The sequence below is a fragment of the Lactiplantibacillus sp. YT640 genome (genome assembly GCF_049745435.1).
Lineage (GTDB): Bacteria > Bacillota > Bacilli > Lactobacillales > Lactobacillaceae > Lactiplantibacillus > Lactiplantibacillus plantarum.
The window spans coordinates 179,893-197,663 of record NZ_JBMNVY010000005.1; the positions used below are offsets into that span (position 1 = coordinate 179,893).

Sequence of the window (17,771 nt, forward strand, 5' to 3'; positions counted from 1 at the left end):
CTATTTCAAAATCAATACTTTTATTTTAAAAATATATACTTTTGTTAAAATAACTAAGTCCGGTTGCCACTAAAGTAGCTACAAAAAGCGGCCTGGCAGTAAATACTACTGCTAGACCGTTTTGATCGTCCTATTTATTCAAACCATTCTTAACCAGTGTATCGACAGCGGCTAATACCGCAGTATCAGCTGAGCGCGCTTGCCACCCTAACAATTGCTGGGCTTTTTGGGTACTGACCTCGTGATTGATGCGGATCATCAAACTAGACTCGCGTAATTGCCCACTAAATGGGGCTAACCCCCGCACAAACCAGTCTGGAATCAAATGTTTCGTCAGGCCTGCAGCCAACTGCGGCCGTTGTTCTTGAATCAATGTTTTGAGGTCCCGCATCGAGATTGGTGTGGCGGCCACTGCTAGAAAACGCTGATTGGCCGCTGCAGGCGCCGTCATCGCCCGAACCTCTAAGTCAGCGACATCGCGAACGTCGATGACATTGACTTTAAGGTTTGGCATCATCTGCCCAGTTAATATCCGACTAACTAGATTATAACTACCCGTGACGTGCCCATTAAGCGATGGCCCAAGCATGGCACCGGCATTAACCGTCGTGAATTCTGGACTATCAGCATGCGCCTTGCAATACGCCCAGCCAGCCTCTTCAGCAACCAACTTCGACTTTTCATACAACGAAAGCCCCGGTTGGTCTTCGCGGGTCCAGTCCACTTCAGTGACGGGATGATCATGATCCAAACGACTGAAGCCAACGGCACCAAGGTTGGCAGTCATGACGACCCGCTTAACACCGGCCGCCGTCGCTGCCTTTAGAACACGGATCGTGCCGACCTTGGCCGCACTAGTGACCTCATCAGAAGCCTGACCTTGATTAACAAATACTGGTGCCGCAACACTCATCACATACGTCACGTCACGCATTGCTTCGGCCCAACCCTGATCCTGTGTCAGATCCAGAGCAACAAATGTCAATCGATCTAAGTTAGGTGTACCCGCTAGCGTCTGCTTCACACCAGCTGCTTTATCTAACGACCGTAACGTTGCCCGAACCGGATAGCCCGCTGTTAATAATTGTTTAATGATATGACTGGCTAAGAAGCCATTACCGCCAGTGACTAATACTAATGATTTATTCATGTTTAATTCCCCCGGAATATTGGTTGTTTTTTTCATCATGGCTTGTTAATATAGCTAATATAAACCTTAGACAATACTCTAAGGCAAGTGTTAGGAGGAATCTTTTTGACCTATACGATTAAAGAAGTCGCTGATAAGGTCGGACTAAGTGCGTACACCTTGCGTTTTTATGATAAACAAGGCTTACTTCCCTTTGTCAGTCGCAATGAATCCGGCTACCGAGCATTTACAGACGGCGATCTTCATCTATTACATACGATTATTTGCCTCAAAAATACCGGTATGGCAATCAGTGCTATTCGCCAATATATCAGTTATGTCATGGCAGGTCCCCAATCGATTGCACAACGACGAGAACTGCTGACGACTCACCGCAATGCCATTCTCGCTCAGCAAGCCCAAATTATGAAGAATCTGAAGGAAGTGGATTACAAATTAAACCTATATAGTGATCCGCACGCGCGTGAATTAGTGCAAGAGGAAATTGCTCAAGCGAAGTCTGAAAAACAAGCCCTCGGTTTAGCAGATCCATTTCCAGTGACGGAATAAACTGTTAAATAGCCGTGTTTGACACCATTTTCAAGCACTAAAAGCCGATTATACTAAAATAATCGGCTTTTTTTATGGCTGAATTTTGGGTGATTTCACGTCATAATGTTAATTTTAGGCAAACCTCAACTTGATTAACTTAGCTTGTCACTGTCCCCTATCAACCGATTTAACCAGCCTTTTTCAAAGTCACAGTTCGGTTACGAAGATTACAAAAGTCCGTATTCTTGTAATCTTTGCATTGCGTTCTTAAAACTCGCGACACTAACAAGTAACACGGAGGCGTTAGACTGGGTTCTGTTGATTGCGAATGACATCGCAGTTAAGATTTTTGTCAGTAACTTATTTAATCGATAATCACAAAATTTATAGGAGTGTCTAATTTGAAAAAACTTGTAAGTACAATCGTAACTACCTCAGCTGCAGCCGCTGGTTTATTATTCGCCGGTGTCCTCAATGCTAACGCCGACTCAACTTACACCGTTAAGAGCGGTGATTCCGTTTGGGCCATCGCACAAAAATTCAACACAACTATCAATCATGTTGAAACGACTAATAACATCAAGGGTCACTACATCTTACCTGGTCAAAAACTATCTATTAAGACGAGTTCAGCCAGTTCTGATAACAACACCTCGTCAACGACTTCAAACACAACGAGTTCAAGTGCTTCAACGACTAGTTCTAGTTCAACTAGCAACACAACCGCGACGACCACTTCAACAAGTTCAACTGATTCCACGACTTCAAGCTACACTGGTAGCAATTTGAAGAGTTACGTTTTAAGTCAGATGCAATCACGGACTGGTGTCTCAGCTTCGACTTGGAACACGATTATTACGCGTGAATCCAACTGGCAACCATACGTCCGCAACAGTTCTAGTGGTGCCTACGGGTTATTCCAGAACATGCACATCAGCAGTGGTTCTGTTGAAGAACAAGTTAACGCTGCCGTTGCTTTATATGAAGCACAAGGTATGGCTGCTTGGGCCCTTTAATCTAAAACTATTAAGACAAAGTCGGGAATCCTTCCCGACTTTTTTTGTTGCGGTAAATTACTTTCTATAATCAACACCCTTTTAAACTTATAAGAACAATACCGGTATTAACTATTTAATATTGGGAATGTCACGTTAAACATTGTAATTGCCGCTATTTTTGCTAACTGGCTCAACTATCGGTAATTTCAGTAATTATTATATTGCTATTTCTGTCATATTTTTTATATTAGTAGCCGATATATTGTCACCGATACGTCCCGTCACGATAGTCTTCAACTATTCAGTAAAATATTTGCTCCCCATAATTTTCTCAGAATCTCGCAATCGCTTCTTAAAATTAGCGACACATGCGAGTAATAAGTCGCCGCTATACTAATTTTTGTTGATCAACAATTGTACGACACGCTGATTGCTTACAAAAATGGGAGAGTATAACTTGAAAAAATTATTAACCACAATCTTAACAACATCCGCTGCAACGGTTGGCCTACTATTGGCCGGAACTGTTTCTGCACACGCCGACGCAACTTACACCGTTAAGAAGGGTGACTGTGTCTGGGCAATTTCACAAGAATATAAGACGACGATCGAATCAATCGAAACAGCCAACAACATTCACGGCCATTTAATTTTACCAGGCCAACAATTACGGATTCCAGGGGCGAACGCCCAGGACCTTACTAGTCAAGCACCAGCGACACCGGTCGTTTCAGCGCCAGTTCAACAGGCACCGGTCACCACACCAACCCAGCCAGCTGAAACACAGGCCGCAACTACGACTCAAACAACACCAGCACAAACTAACGAGACGGTTGCTTCGGCACCAGCAACTACCCCGGCAACTGAAAGCTATTCGGGTGATAACTTACAAAGTTACGTGCTCGGTCAAATGCAAGCACGGACTGGTGTTGACGCCGGAACTTGGAATCACATCATCAATCGTGAATCTAACTGGCAACCACACGTCGTTAACGGTGCAAGTGGTGCATACGGTTTATTTCAAAACATCCATATTAGTGGTGGTTCCGTTCAACAACAAATCGACGCCGCAGTTAACTTGTACTATGCACAAGGCATGCAAGCCTGGGCCCTCTATTAAAAAGACACTAAAAAAGGCTGGAATTTTCCAGCCTTTTTTGCCGTTCAACGATTGTTAACAACGCTTCAACTAACCACGATTAACGTGACTTGTGCCACTCGCGACCCCTAATTATGATCCGCGTATATCAATTTGCCGTGTTAATAATCACCAACACAACTTACGTCAAGTGGGCTAAATGGTGCGCATAACCCAACGCAATCACGATAATTCCCACAATGGCACTCACTTGATAGATTGGGAACAGTGTGGGCCATACCCAGCCGATGCCAACCATGCCGTAACTGGCGATTAATAACAATAGTCCGGTCAGCCAGTTGACTTTCTTCCAGATCACTGGCGAGTTGTACGTCCAGGGTACCCGGATACCCCAGGTCACATTCTGTGGAACATCCATACAAATTCCACCAACCACACTGGAAAGCACGCCGAGTGTAAGCCCGGAATTGGCCGGCTGAAACCATATCGGAACGACTAAAATTAGGATAAGATACCCCAACCACCCCATTGCCAGATGATCCGTCATCGCTATGAAGTCAAACGGCGTCAACGCTAAGCGATTGGTCAGCCATGGGGCCACTAACAAGAATAGAAAAGCGCCGGTCAAGTAAACCAACCCTAACCAAGTAAACTGTTGATTGCCCAATTGCAACGGCTGGCCGATTAGTGAGCGGCCCCACGCATACATGATGATTAACGCGCTCATCGTGCCAACGATTTGTAATCTAACTGGAATCGCTGTTCGTTTTGCCAATTGTGCCATCCCCCTTGTATTGTTAACCTAATTATAGACAGGCGCCAGCTACCTACCACTAATATCCGGTGTTCAGGCACATCATTGCCATTATTTAGGCCCCTATTTCGTTAGTTATCCACTATAATTAAGACTAAACTGATTAGGAGGACGTTCAATGACCACCATGCAATTGATTCATCCACAATGGCTGTTAATAAAATCGGGGCTCAAAACAATTGAAATCCGTTTAAACGATGCAAAACGCCAAGCCTTACAAGTCGGTGACATTGTAAATTTCATCGATCTGACGACTGGCCAGCAGCTCACCACTCAGCTCATCGACATCACGCGTTTCGCTAGTTTTGAATCCTTACTGAGCGAATACACCGCCGTTCAAGTCGGCAGTGCCCCGGGAACGCCGGTAACACAGATGGTTCAAGAAATGCTAACGTTGTATTCCCCCGTCCAAGTTGCGCAATCGGGCGTCGTCGCCTTGCAGGTCCGTCCCTTAATCGGACAATAACTGGTTGAGCTGGCGATACTGTGTCAACATCCACTGTTGATAAGTCAACTTAGCTGGCATGGTTTCAGTCACATTCAACACTGGCACCTGATTCTTCTTGGCTAATGACACCATGTTAGTCACTAATTTATCACTAACTTGGCTGTTATTCACAAAGAAGGCGACTTGCCGACTCTTTAATGCCTGCTGCATCTTGTGGATAACTTGCGGTGCTGGGTCAGTGCCCTTCTCAATCGCATTTTCAAAGTCTTGATTAGCAACCTTAAACCCTAAACTGGTCAATGCGTAATCAAAGACGGGCTCACTGACTAACACTTGCCGATTCTTTAACTTGTTAGCCTTCGCTCGTAACTTGGCCTGTTCCTGTTGAATCGGCTTAAGCGTGGCGATGTACTTGCGGGCGTTGGCCTTAAAATACGTGCGATACTGGGGTTGCTTTTTAGCCAACTGATTAGCGAGATAGTTCGCGGTGGCGGGCATCGTTGCACTGTCATACCAGAGATGCTCGTTAGCCCCTTCCTTGCGATGCATCACGTCCTCGCCGACCCGAATCAATTTGGCCCGTTGCGTCGAGTGCACGACCTTGTTCATCCAGCCATCATAGCCGATGCCATTAGCGATGACGAGATCAGCCTGACCAACCATCTTAGCCACGGTTGGTGTTGGCTCAAAATCATGGGGATCAACGGACGGTTTGTTGATAATTGACGTCACGCTGACGTGCTTGCCACCGACAGCTTTTGCCACACTACCATAAAAATTCGTCGTCGCAACAATGTTGACCTTATGCGATTCAGCAGTCGTTGACTTAGACTGACAGCCCGTTAACAAGCCCCCACCAATAACAAGTCCACCTAGTAATAGCCACAAACGTTTCACAATTGCCACTCCCTTTTTAAATAGTAATCATTACGTTTTAAAGAATAGCAATAAATGCCATTCTTGTAAATAGTAATATTTACGTTTTACAATTTTATTCGTTAGGAGTTTCTTATGAAAAAAATTCTGATTCCGATTATCACTGTTCTTATTATCGGTACCATTGTTGGTCTCAGCACCCTACACCGCAACCTACACCGCACCCCGCGAGCCACCACAACTACGGTTCACAAATCACGCGTTATCCAACAACCACAACCGATTACCGAAACGACCATTGCTAAACAGCCTGCTTTAAAATACAGCTGCATTATTTATTACGCGATCAAGCACTTAAAGATTCAGCGTTGGCAAGAAGTTAGTGATTTCAGCTTGGGTTGGCAGGTCGAAATTTACACTGACCAGGGGCAAACTAAGTATCTGGTTTGGTCTGATAAACACATTAAGGCAGATGCCAAGCAACTCCAGCCGAACTGGTTCACACTCAAAAATGACCAGGTCACTTATGACAGCTTTGGTGTGCATACTTTTAAAAAAGATTTGACTGCCACAGTCAGTATGAGGACCATTCTAGCTCAGATCAAGCGTGACCACGCGACGAAAACCGTTCGCCACATGCCAACTAACCTTGTAATCAAAGATCATCGTTGAACACGCTTTAAGTTAACTTTTCCATTCTCAGGAGGATTGGAAAAGTTTTTTTATCCACATGTTTTCCGACCCATTTACCGTATTTAGTTAGTGTCTACTAATTGATTTGGAAATGAGGCTTGTTTAATGATTACCAACTGGTTTGATGATGATCCACTATTCAATCGTTACTATCCGTACGATGCCGGCTACCGGTATTACTTTGAACACGAATGGGGTATCCCGCTTCAGCGCGATGAACAATTATTTGAGTTTCTGAGTCTTGGCGGTTTTGCCGCTGGTCTCAACTGGGCCGTCGTGTTCAATAAACGCTCAGCATTCAGCGCAGCATTTGACGCCTGGCAAATTGAGGTGGTGGCAGCGTATCGCCCAGAACAAATCACCAATCTCCTCAGCAATTCGGCCATCATACGAAACCGTCGTAAAATCGAAGCCGTGATTCACAACGCCCGCCTGATTCAACAAATTCGGACCACACAGTCTTTTAAAGACTATCTCTGGCAACAATTGGGCCATCAACAATTAATTATCCAGCCCCAGTATTATGATGAACTCCCGCGCACAACAATTACTGGCGATCGCATCGCACAGCACTTACAACAAGTTGGTTTTAAATTTGTCGGTCCGGTAACGATTAATGCTTGGCTGGTAAACACCGGTTTTATTACGGCACGTCCCGACCAACTGGGTATTATTACGACGACTCCCCGGCCTTCGTCAACGATGCTGCCCCCACGCTCACCGCACCAACTCGGACATTTTAAGCCTTAACCCAGGCTTGTTGCGCTGCTTTAATTGCCGTTCGGCGTATCTAGCGCGAGACCCGCTGATTTTTCCTGATAATAACGGCTAAAAAGCCAATTAAAGTCCATAATCACAGTCGCTATTTAGCAGTTAAAGGGATATACTTATACCGGCGTCATTTAATTCGAACCAACGCAGTTTTTGCGATTTGAAAGGTGTTTGCGTATGACTTGGTCACATTGGGAGATAACTCCATTTATTACAAGTGTTTTTTTCATCCTAGGCGTGCTGACCCTTTTTTGGGTCTCACAAAATTGGATTATTAGCTTCTTCAACACCCATCATTGGCGGGTTGACCAATCTGTTATTACTGACTGGTACGGCTTAATTTACATGATGATATTTGTCTTTGGGATGCAAGCTGCCGTTGTGGGCCAGAACGACGCCTGGATTTTCATGAATTTCCAGCTTATCGCACTCATTTTTTGTGGCTACTTTCTCAATGTACGCGTCCGCTACTATTACTTGTATCCGCTTGTCTTTATCTTTATGGGTTTTAATCACTCTCTGTACTACTGGGAATCGTGGGGACACGCCGTCACACTGATCCTCTTCTTTACGGCGCTCGGCCGATTGCGTAAACACGTCCCACTCCAAACGAAACAGGGACAAGTCGCACTTTATTTAGTCACTTGTGCTGGTTTTGGGGCCGTTCTCTGGTGGTTCATGAAGCTTAAGTTCAACTTATCATGGGCAACTTATTGGCAAGAATGGACCTACCTACTCGTCTTTGCTTCCTTACTCTATATCTACGCCAGCATGTTGTCAGCCAATGCACACCTCAAACAGAATCTGGTTGCATTCGCTAATCACGACGCTCTGACCAAAATCGAAAATTTTGCAGCTTACAAAACAGCCATTAATTATCAGGTTACAAGCAGTCGGAAAAACGGCTCACAATTGACCATGCTGATGTTTGACATCGACCACTTCAAACAAGTCAACGACACCTATGGTCACTTGGCTGGCGACAAAATTCTGCAGCACGTCGCGCAAGTGGCTACGATCGTCTGTCGTGCCAACAATCCGCAAATCGCACTGTATCGAACCGGTGGCGAGGAATTTAACGTTATCTTTCCCAACTATGATTTAACTGAAGCACTTGCGGTCGCTGAACAACTATTTGCGGCTATCAATCATATCGCCGTACCAGTTAATGATCATCAGATTCAGCTGTCGATTTCGGTCGGCCTATCAGAATTAGCAGCTGATGACCAATCACCAACGGCCTTTTATCAACGCGTCGACGCCAATCTGTATCATTCTAAAAAGCACGGGCGGATGCAAATCACCGCGAAATAAATAATCATTAATCTCAAAAGGACGGTTCTAACGACTAATCTTAGTCATTGGAGCCGTCCTTTATTAGGATTAATTCGCTATGGAAACGCTACGGATATTGGCCATCGCAATACTGGTTGGTGCCGCTAGATAGATCCGAGCTTGATGCCAATCGAGCTTCACCAACTGGCTGGTTACCGTCTGATAATAGCCAACGGTATCGTTAAAATAATCGACGTTGAGCAATGGACGGTTTGTTAACGCTGCAATCTGCTTCAACTGGGTTGCCACAGCTCGTTTATCCTGAGCATTTGGATAGTGTTTATGGGCATAGATTGCAGCGCGTTTTTCAATCAAGTCATGATAACCAGTCAACGCCGCGAACGGCGCAAATTGGGCAGCACGGTCTGCTTGGGGCATTGGTAAATGCCTTGAAGTAGGTCGCGAGCACTCTAAAATATCCGCATAGCGACTCGTATCATTAAATAACGCAGTAGTACTGGCTTCCTTTGTCATTAGGCACGATGCCCCCCAATCTGCTCATTACGTTCAATCGTAGTTGAACTCGGTTTTAGATCTGCCAAGCGAATGACGACATTCTTATTCCCGGAACGACGTTGTAATTTCAAAATGGCGCGTTGCAATTGCCCATCGCGTTCACGTTGGCGTTGTGTGTCTCGTTCTTGCGCTTGGGCCACTTCTGGATTTTCAAATAAGTTAGTTTGTTGATACCGAGGTTGGCGCCTAACCTGCTGTTCGTCGACCAAATGGTTCGCCATAACGGTCACACGTCGAACCATCAATTGACGATTAACAACTTGTTGATAAAGCTGTTGATACGCAGCCCCTAGCTCGTGTTGTGAAGCACTCGCCTGCGCTAATGTCACCTTGGTATGAGCGGGCTTTGGTACTTGTCGTCCATAGTAGTCTTCGGTGACCGCACCCTGATAATGCGTGCCAACTGATGAAGCATTAGCATCGTAATCAATACGAATTCCCAACTGATCTGTCACCACGTGGCGAGCAACCAGTTCGAGTGTCAAATTATTCACCATGCCGCGTAACACGGCTTGCCCTTCAGTATAAGTATACGGTCGCATCAACACTTGACTGGCATATATACCATGTTCGCTAGCATGGTAATTTTTGATGTCAGCAATTGTTGTCGACTCACAGCCCCACGCATGATCAATTAACAGTTCCGCGTTTTTACCAAACTCACGATATAATTGTTCTTCATTATGAGAATCCGACAAGGTTCCTAGTGAACAACGCGCAATGTCACCCATCGTATTGAGCCCCAGGGCTGCCAACCGCTTAGCATAGCCATGACCGACTCGCCAAAAATCAGTCAACGGCTCGTGCGCCCATAAGTATTGCCGATATTGCTGCTCATCCATCTGTGCAATCCGAACACCGTCAGCGTCAGCGGGAATCTTCTTGGCAACAATATCCATCGCCACCTTAGCTAAGTAGAGATTAGCACCAATCCCAGCCGTTGCCGTAATCCCGGTCTCGGCCTGAATCTCGTGAATCATCGTCTTTGCCAGTGCGTGCGGTGAAACCTGAAAAGTACTTAAGTAGTCTGTGACGTCCATGAAGACTTCATCAATCGAGTACACGTGAATGTGTTCCGGCTTAATGAAGCGCAAATAGATATCATAAATCGCAGCACTCTTCTGCATGTAATAACTCATTCGTGGGGGAACGACCCGATAATCGATACCCAAATTAGCATGTTTGAGGAGCTGATCACGATAAATTGAGCGATGCCGCCGAACCGCCTGATAGGAAGTCTGGCGACCACGGGCGCGATTTAAAGTTGCGACCCGTTGTTCAACTTGAAATAACCGGGGCCGCCCTGGAACACCAAATTGCTTTAGTGCTGGCGAAACCGCCAAACAAATCGTCTTATCAGTGCGACTCGTATCAGCGACAACCAAATTGGCATTCAATGGGTCGAGTTGATGAGCAACGCATTCGACTGAGGCATAGAATGATTTTAAATCAATTGCCATGTATGTTCGCTGTTCCATCAATATAATGACTCCCTTCCAATTAATCGACACAATCGCAGTCGTTGTTCACCTTAACATTTTGCTGGTAATCCAAAATAAATCTCATGCTGCTGATCGAATTTTAACGATAGCCGCATGTCGCTCGCCCCCATGACACTCACTTTTGGATGAAACCTGACTCAATAATTTGTCGTTAAAAGAACATATGTTCTTTTGACTAATTATAAATTAAAATCGGGTTGAATACCAGTATCCGTTAACAAATAATTGCAAGTTTCAAATTAGACTTAAGCCCCAAAAAGGCACCCGTTCACCAAATAAGTATAAACGGTCAATTGCAGTCCCAGAGAACTTTTTACTGGAACCACGTACAATCGCTTTATAGCCGTAATGAGCGCGAATTTGATCAATAGTGCGTTCTAGCTTCGTGTACTTTTTCATCGGCAAAAAGTGAAGTCTGAAAGGTGGTCGGCTTACTAATTCGGTTTACTCGAACTCCTAAATTACGAAGTGCGTTACCTTGCCACCGCGATTCAAACAAGTACCGTACTGCACGAATTAAGTCGTTAGTTTCATTGGTGGGATCCACTTTTGTTTGCGCTGACCAGCCATTACGTCCACGTTCATCTGGTTCTGAAAAGCCAACAGAAAGTCCGATTACTTCTCCAAGAACGTGGTGTTTACGCAAACAAGTGGCTACCTGATCAGCAATTTCAAATAATACCGTTTCAATATCGTCCGTGGTTCGATAATCACGCATCAAAACCTGACTATTACCATAGCCACGGTTATCGCTACGTGGGACATACCGCTTGGCTAAGTCAGAGTAATACTATGAAAATACAAGGCATCGCCCAATACACCGAATTTTCGTTTGATCTGCTGCCGATCAGCATGGGCCAAATCATAAATTGAGTGAATACCCATTTTTTCTAATTTAGCGGCTGTTTTAGCACCAATCGACCAAAAGTTGGTCAAATTATCAATTTTCCAAAGCGTCTCCGGAACATCGTCATAACCCCAATACGCACGCCACGGAGCTTGTACTTTAGCTGCGTTATCTAAGGCTAATTTAGCCATTAGCGGATTAGGGCCCATGCCGACAGTTGTGACAATGCCGGTTTCCTGAAATACTTTATCCTGTAATCTGGCCGCAATTTCATCATTAGACCCATACAGGGCATGGGAATGCGTTATATCAGCAAACATTTCATCCACACTATAAATAAAACAGTGTTGTTCGTCAGTAAACTGCTGAACAATTTGACTAATACGATAATTCAGTCGGATATAATCACCCATGTGTGGTGATGCTAATTCAATATCCATTTCTGGTCGAATTTCGTATTTCCTGGTTCCCAATTTAACGCCGTAGTCCCGTTTAGTATCAGGAGAGGCTGCCAAAATAAGCCCACCATTAAATTCTTCACGGGATAAAACGGCAATTTTAGCAGCCAACGGGTATTCACCGCGACGAATTGCTTCGGTACTCGCAAAAAAGCTTTTACAATCAATACACATAATGTCCCGAACGGGTAAGCGGCTCGGATCATCAAATGGAGTCGTCATATAACCACCACTTCGTCCTATCTGCTAGTGAAACGTTGCGAATCGTCTGCACTTTAACAGCCTTTAACGCGCCATCTGTGAGTTGGAGGTATGTGCACTCGTCGTTAAAGCCCACTACGGTGCCAGTAACGGCTGGTGCGTACCAATCCTGCCGGATAACGTTTAACTGTATCGTAATGGCCATGCGCTGTTGCCAATCCGATTGCAGTAGTCGATTGATTTCAGCAATCGTCATCTCAGGTTTAACCGGATTAATTTGCTGATGTTTTTGCTCGCTTTCAAGGTACGCACTATGGTCAGCCAAAATCCACCCCATCCAATTCATCATGCCACGATCGTTGTAAAGCCACTTTTCGCGGGGAACAATGTTTTCCATAAACTCACCAACCTTTATACCTCCATTATACGAACACACATTCTTTTTGGTGAGCTTTTCTAACTATATCTTAGTCATAGTTATATTAAAAATGCCCGCTATTTCAACAATAGACGGGCACCTTTTCTAATAGAAAAAGAGATATTGGACAACGACAACCCAAATACTACTTATCATCTAACGCCAATTTTTCCTTCTCGTAGTTCAACGTATGGTCTTCGAAGTGATCAATTTTATATTGTAAGTAATCAACTGTTTTCTGTAGGTTAGCAATCTCTTCAAGCATAGTATCACGTTGGTCAACAAGTAAACTTTTGCGGACATCATTCGAGGCATTTCCTTCACGATACAACTTCACAAACTCAATTAATGATTCAATTGACATGCCGCCATTACGCAAAACCTGAATGTAATAAACCCAATTTAGATCCCGTTCTGAATAGTCTCGGTAACCACTGGCATTTCGCTTAATTTCAGGCAATAAGCCAACCCTTTCCCAGTAACGGAGCGTGTCTTTAGAAACATTAAATTCTTTACTGACACCATTAATATTCATCGTTTTCACCTATTTCTATTTTGTTATTAAATCGTTGGTTATTAAAAATCGTTTTAAATTGTTGTTATTCGTGTATCTAATTCCTTTAACTAGTTTAGCACCATCTTTGTCTGCCATCTTTTGTAGATACGGCACCGAGCTGCTAATCGGGGATTCCATGCTAGTTGTAAAAGGAACAATCGTCTTATTTTTAAAGTTTACGGTGTCAAATAATGTGTGAATAATCATCGGTGGTTGCCGCCACCAAGTGGGAAATCCAACATAAATAGTTTTATACTGTTCCAAATTGAGAATTGCGGTAGCAATTGCCGGGTGCGTCTTGGTTGCTAATTCCTTTTTGGCAACTTTAACGGCTGCATCATACGTTGTTGGGTATGCTTTTTTAGGGCGAAGCCGAATAATATCAGCGTCCGTATCTTGTTGTAATGCCTCGGCGGCTTTTTTGGTGTTACCGGAGAGCGTGAAGTAAATAATCAATTGGCGTGATTTATTTGCTGACTTTTGAGAACCATACAACAATACACCAATTAATATTGCCACACCAACTAGTATAAGTGTCCCAGCCGTAATAATGATTTTCTTCATAATTTACCGTACTCCTGTCTAGGGACTGATTAGTACCATTAGAATCTGTCATTAAGACAAATTCATGGTGAACCAGGCCATTCCTTTCTTAAAATAAAAGGCCACAAGGCGTGACCTTGTAAGCCTTCAAAAACTAATTTACTTTTTGTGATTAAAGTCGAGTACTTAAGAAGTCCAACAATTTGCTGAGTTCTTGTTCGACATATTCGGGTTTCCAGTAAGTTTCAATGTGATGTGCACCTGGAATTAAGAACAGTTCCTTGTCCGAAGTCCCGGTTGCATTGGCATAAGCTTTCTCGGTCAAGTAGAACGTATCTGCCTGTGAACCAGCCATCATCAGTAAAGGAACATTAATAAGGTCCATATTTACAGAAGCATCAAAAGTCATTAAGTTCATGAAACTACTTTGAGTGTAAACAAAGGTTGACTTTGGATGTGCGTGTGTTTGGGCATAATAGTCATAGCCTTCGCGGTACAAATCGTATGGCAACTTAGCAGCTTCTTCGGGTGTTAATTTTTTCAAATCAGCGGTATAGTCAACACCTTCACCCCTAACTTCTTTTTCACGAGCATCGGAGGCCTTTTGGAGACGTTCCTGAATCGTATTTGCTTCAGAATCCATAAAACCATTCCGACGAACTAGTCCTGAGTTAAATGCAGATAACGTGGCAACAACCTTAAAGCGTTTGTCAGTTTGGCCAGCACGTAAGGTGTAACCACCACCACCACAGATACCAAAAGCGGCCATGCGATCATAATCAACACCTGGGAAAAGAGATAAGGCATCGGCCATACCGTGAATGTCCTCAACCCGGTAAGCTGGGTTATCTACCATGCGTGGGGTACCCTCGGACGCGCCTTGGAAAGAAGCATCGGCAGCAATGGCAATGTACCCATTCTCGGCTAAACGTTGAGCAAATAAACCAGCAACTTGTTCTTTAACACCACCATTTGGATGAGCCACCGTTAATGCCGGGTATTTTTTCTTTGGATCGTAACCAGCTGGGGTATATACATTAGCTGCAATCTTCAAGCCATTTAAAATATAACTGATTGGGTGGATGTTCACTTTACCAGGTTCATTTTTAGTAATTGCATCTTGGTAAACTAATCCCCATGGATTATCGTTAATTTTAGGTAAGTCTTCAACAGCAACATCTTGTAATTTCATCGTCATAATTTAAATTCTCCATTTCTTAAATGTTTTAGACATGTTTCTTAAGTGAGTAAATCATAAACCTTGAAGTGAACTCCAACGCAAACACTTTTTTGTTTTTTTTGAGTGATCCTATAAATTTGTATCGGTTACTAACAACATGAATATAGAATAAACCTTGGAGTTCACTTCAACGCAAGCGTAATTTGCAATTATTTTTATAATCCCGCTCGTTTAGCAAGTTCCGGTGTATAGCGATTACCCATAATCTGCACTTGATCAGCAGCCATAGTGATATTTTTCATTTCTGATGGGCTGAACACTATTTTTTCAGCACCCATATTTTCTTGTAATCTTGATAATTTAGTAGTACCAGGAATGGGAACAATCCATGGCTGTTGCGCCAATAACCAAGCCAACGCAACTTGTGCAGGTGTTGCCTGCTTACTTTCGGCAACCTGATGCAATAGGTGTACCAAGGCCATATTTGCTTCCATAGCATCCTTTTGAAAACGAGGTAACTTGTTACGACCATCGTTTTTATCAAAAGTCGTATTGACATCAATCTTTCCAGTTAAAAATCCTTTTCCTAATGGGCTAAAAGGTACCAAGCCGATACCCAGTTCCTCTAGAGTAGGAATCAACTCTCTTTCAGGTTCGCGAGTCCATAGCGAATATTCACTTTCAACGGCTGTTAGCGGCTGAATCGCATTGGCCTTACGAATCGTTTGAACACCAGCTTCTGATAGTCCCCAGTGTTTAATTTTCCCAGCTTTAATTAATTGGCCCATCGTTTCCGCAACTTCTTCAATCGGCACTTTGGGATCAACCCGATGTAGGTAATACATATCAATCGCATCCAACTGCAATCGCTTTAGCGATCCCTCAACCGAGGCCACTAAACCGCGTGGATTACCATCCACAACTTGCTTTCCATCAACGACCTTGATACCACCCTTAGTTGCGATGGTAATACGGTCGTGATACCCCTTAAAAGCTTTGCCCAATAGTAGCTCGTTAGTAAAGGGTCCATAAACCTCAGCCGTGTCAAAAGTCGTTTCACCTAATTCAACTGCTTTTCGCAATAATTGAACCATCTCGGTTTCACTTTTGGGGTTCCCATAAGCGGAACTCATGCCCATGCACCCTAAACCAATTGCATCAACTGTTAACGGACTAGTCGTACCTAGTGTTCGCTTAACCATGTATTAAACCACCTTTCTTACTGACACCGATTAAAGACATAGCGCCAATAATCGTCGTCATTATAAGTTTGTTATCTATGCTTATCAATAAAACCAAACTCCGTTTTAATATACCGGTCGGCCCTGACCCTCGGTATCAGGATCAGCCAATCCAATGCTCGTCCGACTATATTTAGTTGGATCTGCGATGATTTGTAAAACTGCATCAGCAATACTTTGACGTGATCCTGAAACACCAACATAAGCCTCATTCTTACCCGTAATTTGGTATTTAATTTCGTCACGATCATTTAGCCACGGTAATCTTAAAGTGGTGTAGTCAAGCCCAGAAGCATCTAATAGACGATCTGAAACAATTGCTGGTTCCATACCATGACTGATCATCATCGCATTCCAACGGCCAAATTCACCACCAACTTCCTGGTAAATTCCTAACACGTTAGTAGAAAGGACCCGTTTAACGTTATTTGCACGCATTCCGTTGATCACGTTATTAGTAATTCGGTTTTTAGGATCATGATCAACTACTGCGACAAAAACAATGTCTTGATTGCGCATTGCATCTTCAACAGCCTGCGGTTCGGTAATGTCGCCTTCAATTAGCGTAACGCGTGAATTATTGGCATACTTGGATAAACGGGACGCATCTCGTAAAAATAAGGTTAAATTAATTTGATCAAAAGCGGGTTCAGTTAAAATTCGCTGCTCAACAATTCGAGCAATTTGTCCGTTAGCAGCTAAGATTAATACATTTTTCATAATTTATTTCTCCTCAGTTTGTTGAAGCCAGTCTTTAAACTGGTCATTTGTTTTTTCAATTTCAGTGTCTCTAATCGTATAATCGTTCAAAATAGTCGCAGAAACGGGTACGAGTTCTTTTAAAACTCGCTGAGCGTTTCCAGCACCAAATCCTGCGTTAGTCGTAAATTCAGCAATCCTTTTACCACCAAGTTGACTACCAAATTGTTCTAAGAACTTCTGCATCGGATTAGCAAGTGTCATACCCCAAATTGGACTACCAAGCAGTAACAAATCATACTGATCAAAGTTAGGTAAATCATCAGTTACTAACTGTGGCAGTGAACCGGCTTGCTCTTGATTCGAACGGCTGACCGTTGCATCGTAATCCGTTGGATATGAATTCTTGGCAATTAATTCATAGCTATCAGCATGAAGCACCTTTTGCGCGATCTTTGCTTGATATTCAGTATTACCACTCCGAGAAAAATAGATCACTAAAGTTTTAGCGTTCTTTGTGATGAAACGAGTAGGTGCTTCATTTAAGTTTGTATCTTTGCCGTCAGAAATTGCGCCGCGGCCCTTCGGTAATTGTGTATTCATCATATCGACTCCTTGTTGTGTTAATCAATAATGAAATCATAAACCTTGAAGTTCACTCCAACGCAAGCATTAATTTCATTTTTTATTTTTACTTGTTTAACTATGTAAAAGAGGCTGTGACATAACTAGCCTCTGTATAAGCAAATGGGACGAGAAACCGAATTTTGGTTTCTCGTCCCATTTGCTTACGCCTTTGATTTTTAAAGTTGGTCCCTACCGTGACCAGTTTCATAATGTTTAACGCCAGTATTACGATTCCGGCTTCCTTGGTGACCTTGTCGAAACCTCGCAC

At 43.5% G+C, this 17,771-nt stretch carries 19 protein-coding genes and 2 pseudogenes; 7 read left to right on the top strand and 14 right to left on the bottom strand.

Annotated elements, in window-relative coordinates; all coding sequences use genetic code 11:
• Nucleotides 1-130: 130 nt before the first annotated feature.
• Nucleotides 131-1,150: an SDR family oxidoreductase gene (locus ACOV1R_RS05835; RefSeq protein WP_011102005.1), complete on the bottom strand. Its 1,020-nt coding sequence runs from the start codon at nt 1,148-1,150 to the stop codon at nt 131-133.
• A 105-nt stretch (nt 1,151-1,255) separates the two neighbouring features.
• Here ACOV1R_RS05835 and ACOV1R_RS05840 point away from each other — a divergent pair, with 105 nt between their 5' ends.
• The 3 genes from ACOV1R_RS05840 (at nt 1,256) to ACOV1R_RS05850 (ending at nt 3,799) form a co-directional block, all read left to right on the top strand.
• Nucleotides 1,256-1,699 (top strand): MerR family transcriptional regulator, encoded by a 444-nt coding sequence (locus ACOV1R_RS05840; protein ID WP_003642271.1) that lies wholly within the window; start codon nt 1,256-1,258, stop codon nt 1,697-1,699.
• Between the two features lie 383 nt (nt 1,700-2,082).
• Nucleotides 2,083-2,697: a LysM peptidoglycan-binding domain-containing protein gene (locus tag ACOV1R_RS05845; protein WP_015380879.1), complete on the top strand. Its 615-nt coding sequence runs from the start codon at nt 2,083-2,085 to the stop codon at nt 2,695-2,697.
• Nucleotides 2,698-3,136: 439 nt separating this feature from the next.
• Nucleotides 3,137-3,799: a LysM peptidoglycan-binding domain-containing protein gene (locus tag ACOV1R_RS05850; RefSeq protein WP_021356995.1), complete on the top strand. Its 663-nt coding sequence runs from the start codon at nt 3,137-3,139 to the stop codon at nt 3,797-3,799.
• A gap of 160 nt (nt 3,800-3,959) precedes the next feature.
• Here the strand turns inward: ACOV1R_RS05850 and ACOV1R_RS05855 are convergent, their stop codons facing one another.
• The gene (locus tag ACOV1R_RS05855) at nt 3,960-4,562 is read right to left on the bottom strand and encodes an SdpI family protein (protein WP_003643363.1); all 603 of its coding nucleotides are present in this window, start codon (nt 4,560-4,562) and stop codon (nt 3,960-3,962) included.
• Between the two features lie 148 nt (nt 4,563-4,710).
• Between ACOV1R_RS05855 and ACOV1R_RS05860 the strand changes: the two genes are divergently transcribed.
• The gene (locus tag ACOV1R_RS05860; protein WP_003642275.1) at nt 4,711-5,058 is read left to right on the top strand and encodes an ASCH domain-containing protein; all 348 of its coding nucleotides are present in this window, start codon (nt 4,711-4,713) and stop codon (nt 5,056-5,058) included.
• Here the strand turns inward: ACOV1R_RS05860 and ACOV1R_RS05865 are convergent.
• Nucleotides 5,044-5,937, bottom strand: coding sequence for a metal ABC transporter solute-binding protein (locus tag ACOV1R_RS05865; RefSeq protein WP_021356996.1), 894 nt, complete (start codon nt 5,935-5,937; stop codon nt 5,044-5,046). The two genes, ACOV1R_RS05860 and ACOV1R_RS05865, sit on opposite strands and share 15 nt — an antisense overlap.
• Nucleotides 5,938-6,051: 114 nt before the next feature.
• Here ACOV1R_RS05865 and ACOV1R_RS05870 point away from each other — a divergent pair, with 114 nt between their 5' ends.
• The 3 genes from ACOV1R_RS05870 (at nt 6,052) to ACOV1R_RS05880 (ending at nt 8,694) form a co-directional block, all read left to right on the top strand.
• A complete protein-coding gene (locus tag ACOV1R_RS05870) occupies nt 6,052-6,588 on the top strand; it encodes a hypothetical protein (RefSeq protein WP_027822670.1) in 537 nt (178 codons plus the stop codon).
• A gap of 126 nt (nt 6,589-6,714) precedes the next feature.
• Entirely contained in the window at nt 6,715-7,359 is a 645-nt protein-coding gene (locus ACOV1R_RS05875) for a DNA-3-methyladenine glycosylase I (protein WP_015380882.1), read from the top strand.
• Nucleotides 7,360-7,557: 198 nt separating this feature from the next.
• Nucleotides 7,558-8,694 (top strand): GGDEF domain-containing protein, encoded by a 1,137-nt coding sequence (locus ACOV1R_RS05880; protein WP_027822669.1) that lies wholly within the window; start codon nt 7,558-7,560, stop codon nt 8,692-8,694.
• 69 nt (nt 8,695-8,763) lie between these two features.
• Here ACOV1R_RS05880 and ACOV1R_RS05885 read toward each other — a convergent pair whose 3' ends face one another.
• The 11 genes and pseudogenes from ACOV1R_RS05885 to ACOV1R_RS05935 form a co-directional block, all read right to left on the bottom strand.
• The gene (locus ACOV1R_RS05885; protein ID WP_027822668.1) at nt 8,764-9,189 is read right to left on the bottom strand and encodes a hypothetical protein; all 426 of its coding nucleotides are present in this window, start codon (nt 9,187-9,189) and stop codon (nt 8,764-8,766) included.
• Complete coding sequence (locus ACOV1R_RS05890; protein ID WP_021357275.1) at nt 9,189-10,709, bottom strand: Y-family DNA polymerase; 1,521 nt, start codon at nt 10,707-10,709, stop codon at nt 9,189-9,191. The genes ACOV1R_RS05885 and ACOV1R_RS05890 overlap by 1 nt, the downstream gene beginning before the upstream one ends.
• 258 nt (nt 10,710-10,967) lie before the next feature.
• Nucleotides 10,968-12,260: pseudogene (locus ACOV1R_RS05895) on the bottom strand (DNA polymerase).
• A complete protein-coding gene (locus ACOV1R_RS05900) occupies nt 12,244-12,636 on the bottom strand; it encodes a DNA-directed RNA polymerase subunit beta (RefSeq protein ID WP_128484961.1) in 393 nt (130 codons plus the stop codon). The pseudogene ACOV1R_RS05895 and the gene ACOV1R_RS05900 overlap by 17 nt, the downstream one beginning before the upstream one ends.
• A gap of 166 nt (nt 12,637-12,802) precedes the next feature.
• Entirely contained in the window at nt 12,803-13,192 is a 390-nt protein-coding gene (locus ACOV1R_RS05905) for a MerR family transcriptional regulator (protein ID WP_015380890.1), read from the bottom strand.
• A gap of 15 nt (nt 13,193-13,207) precedes the next feature.
• On the bottom strand, nt 13,208-13,777 hold the full coding sequence (locus ACOV1R_RS05910) for a flavodoxin (RefSeq protein ID WP_015380891.1): 570 nt from the start codon (nt 13,775-13,777) through the stop codon (nt 13,208-13,210).
• A gap of 151 nt (nt 13,778-13,928) precedes the next feature.
• The gene (locus tag ACOV1R_RS05915) at nt 13,929-14,954 is read right to left on the bottom strand and encodes an alpha/beta hydrolase (RefSeq protein WP_027822667.1); all 1,026 of its coding nucleotides are present in this window, start codon (nt 14,952-14,954) and stop codon (nt 13,929-13,931) included.
• Nucleotides 14,955-15,151: 197 nt separating this feature from the next.
• Nucleotides 15,152-16,138 carry an aldo/keto reductase gene (locus ACOV1R_RS05920; RefSeq protein WP_027822666.1) on the bottom strand — a complete coding sequence of 329 codons (987 nt, stop codon included), beginning with the start codon at nt 16,136-16,138 and terminating at the stop codon, nt 15,152-15,154.
• Nucleotides 16,139-16,243: 105 nt separating this feature from the next.
• Nucleotides 16,244-16,897: an NAD(P)H-binding protein gene (locus ACOV1R_RS05925; protein WP_015380894.1), complete on the bottom strand. Its 654-nt coding sequence runs from the start codon at nt 16,895-16,897 to the stop codon at nt 16,244-16,246.
• A gap of 3 nt (nt 16,898-16,900) precedes the next feature.
• Complete coding sequence (locus ACOV1R_RS05930) at nt 16,901-17,479, bottom strand: flavodoxin family protein (RefSeq protein WP_102115733.1); 579 nt, start codon at nt 17,477-17,479, stop codon at nt 16,901-16,903.
• 100 nt (nt 17,480-17,579) lie between these two features.
• A pseudogene (locus tag ACOV1R_RS05935) lies at nt 17,580-17,771 on the bottom strand (IS1182 family transposase); the annotation flags it as partial.

What these genes read in the sequence shown, in the direction of transcription:
- ACOV1R_RS05835 (WP_011102005.1), bottom strand. Translation starts at nt 1,150, where the DNA reads ATGAATAAATCATTAGTATTAGTCACTGGCGGTAATGGCTTCTTAGCC.
- ACOV1R_RS05855 (WP_003643363.1), bottom strand. Translation starts at nt 4,562, where the DNA reads ATGGCACAATTGGCAAAACGAACAGCGATTCCAGTTAGATTACAAATC.
- ACOV1R_RS05860 (WP_003642275.1), top strand. Translation starts at nt 4,711, where the DNA reads ATGACCACCATGCAATTGATTCATCCACAATGGCTGTTAATAAAATCG.
- ACOV1R_RS05870 (WP_027822670.1), top strand. Translation starts at nt 6,052, where the DNA reads ATGAAAAAAATTCTGATTCCGATTATCACTGTTCTTATTATCGGTACC.
- ACOV1R_RS05875 (WP_015380882.1), top strand. Translation starts at nt 6,715, where the DNA reads ATGATTACCAACTGGTTTGATGATGATCCACTATTCAATCGTTACTAT.
- ACOV1R_RS05880 (WP_027822669.1), top strand. Translation starts at nt 7,558, where the DNA reads ATGACTTGGTCACATTGGGAGATAACTCCATTTATTACAAGTGTTTTT.
- ACOV1R_RS05885 (WP_027822668.1), bottom strand. Translation starts at nt 9,189, where the DNA reads ATGACAAAGGAAGCCAGTACTACTGCGTTATTTAATGATACGAGTCGC.
- ACOV1R_RS05890 (WP_021357275.1), bottom strand. Translation starts at nt 10,709, where the DNA reads ATGGAACAGCGAACATACATGGCAATTGATTTAAAATCATTCTATGCC.
- ACOV1R_RS05900 (WP_128484961.1), bottom strand. Translation starts at nt 12,636, where the DNA reads ATGGAAAACATTGTTCCCCGCGAAAAGTGGCTTTACAACGATCGTGGC.
- ACOV1R_RS05905 (WP_015380890.1), bottom strand. Translation starts at nt 13,192, where the DNA reads ATGAATATTAATGGTGTCAGTAAAGAATTTAATGTTTCTAAAGACACG.
- ACOV1R_RS05910 (WP_015380891.1), bottom strand. Translation starts at nt 13,777, where the DNA reads ATGAAGAAAATCATTATTACGGCTGGGACACTTATACTAGTTGGTGTG.
- ACOV1R_RS05915 (WP_027822667.1), bottom strand. Translation starts at nt 14,954, where the DNA reads ATGACGATGAAATTACAAGATGTTGCTGTTGAAGACTTACCTAAAATT.
- ACOV1R_RS05920 (WP_027822666.1), bottom strand. Translation starts at nt 16,138, where the DNA reads ATGGTTAAGCGAACACTAGGTACGACTAGTCCGTTAACAGTTGATGCA.
- ACOV1R_RS05925 (WP_015380894.1), bottom strand. Translation starts at nt 16,897, where the DNA reads ATGAAAAATGTATTAATCTTAGCTGCTAACGGACAAATTGCTCGAATT.
- ACOV1R_RS05930 (WP_102115733.1), bottom strand. Translation starts at nt 17,479, where the DNA reads ATGAATACACAATTACCGAAGGGCCGCGGCGCAATTTCTGACGGCAAA.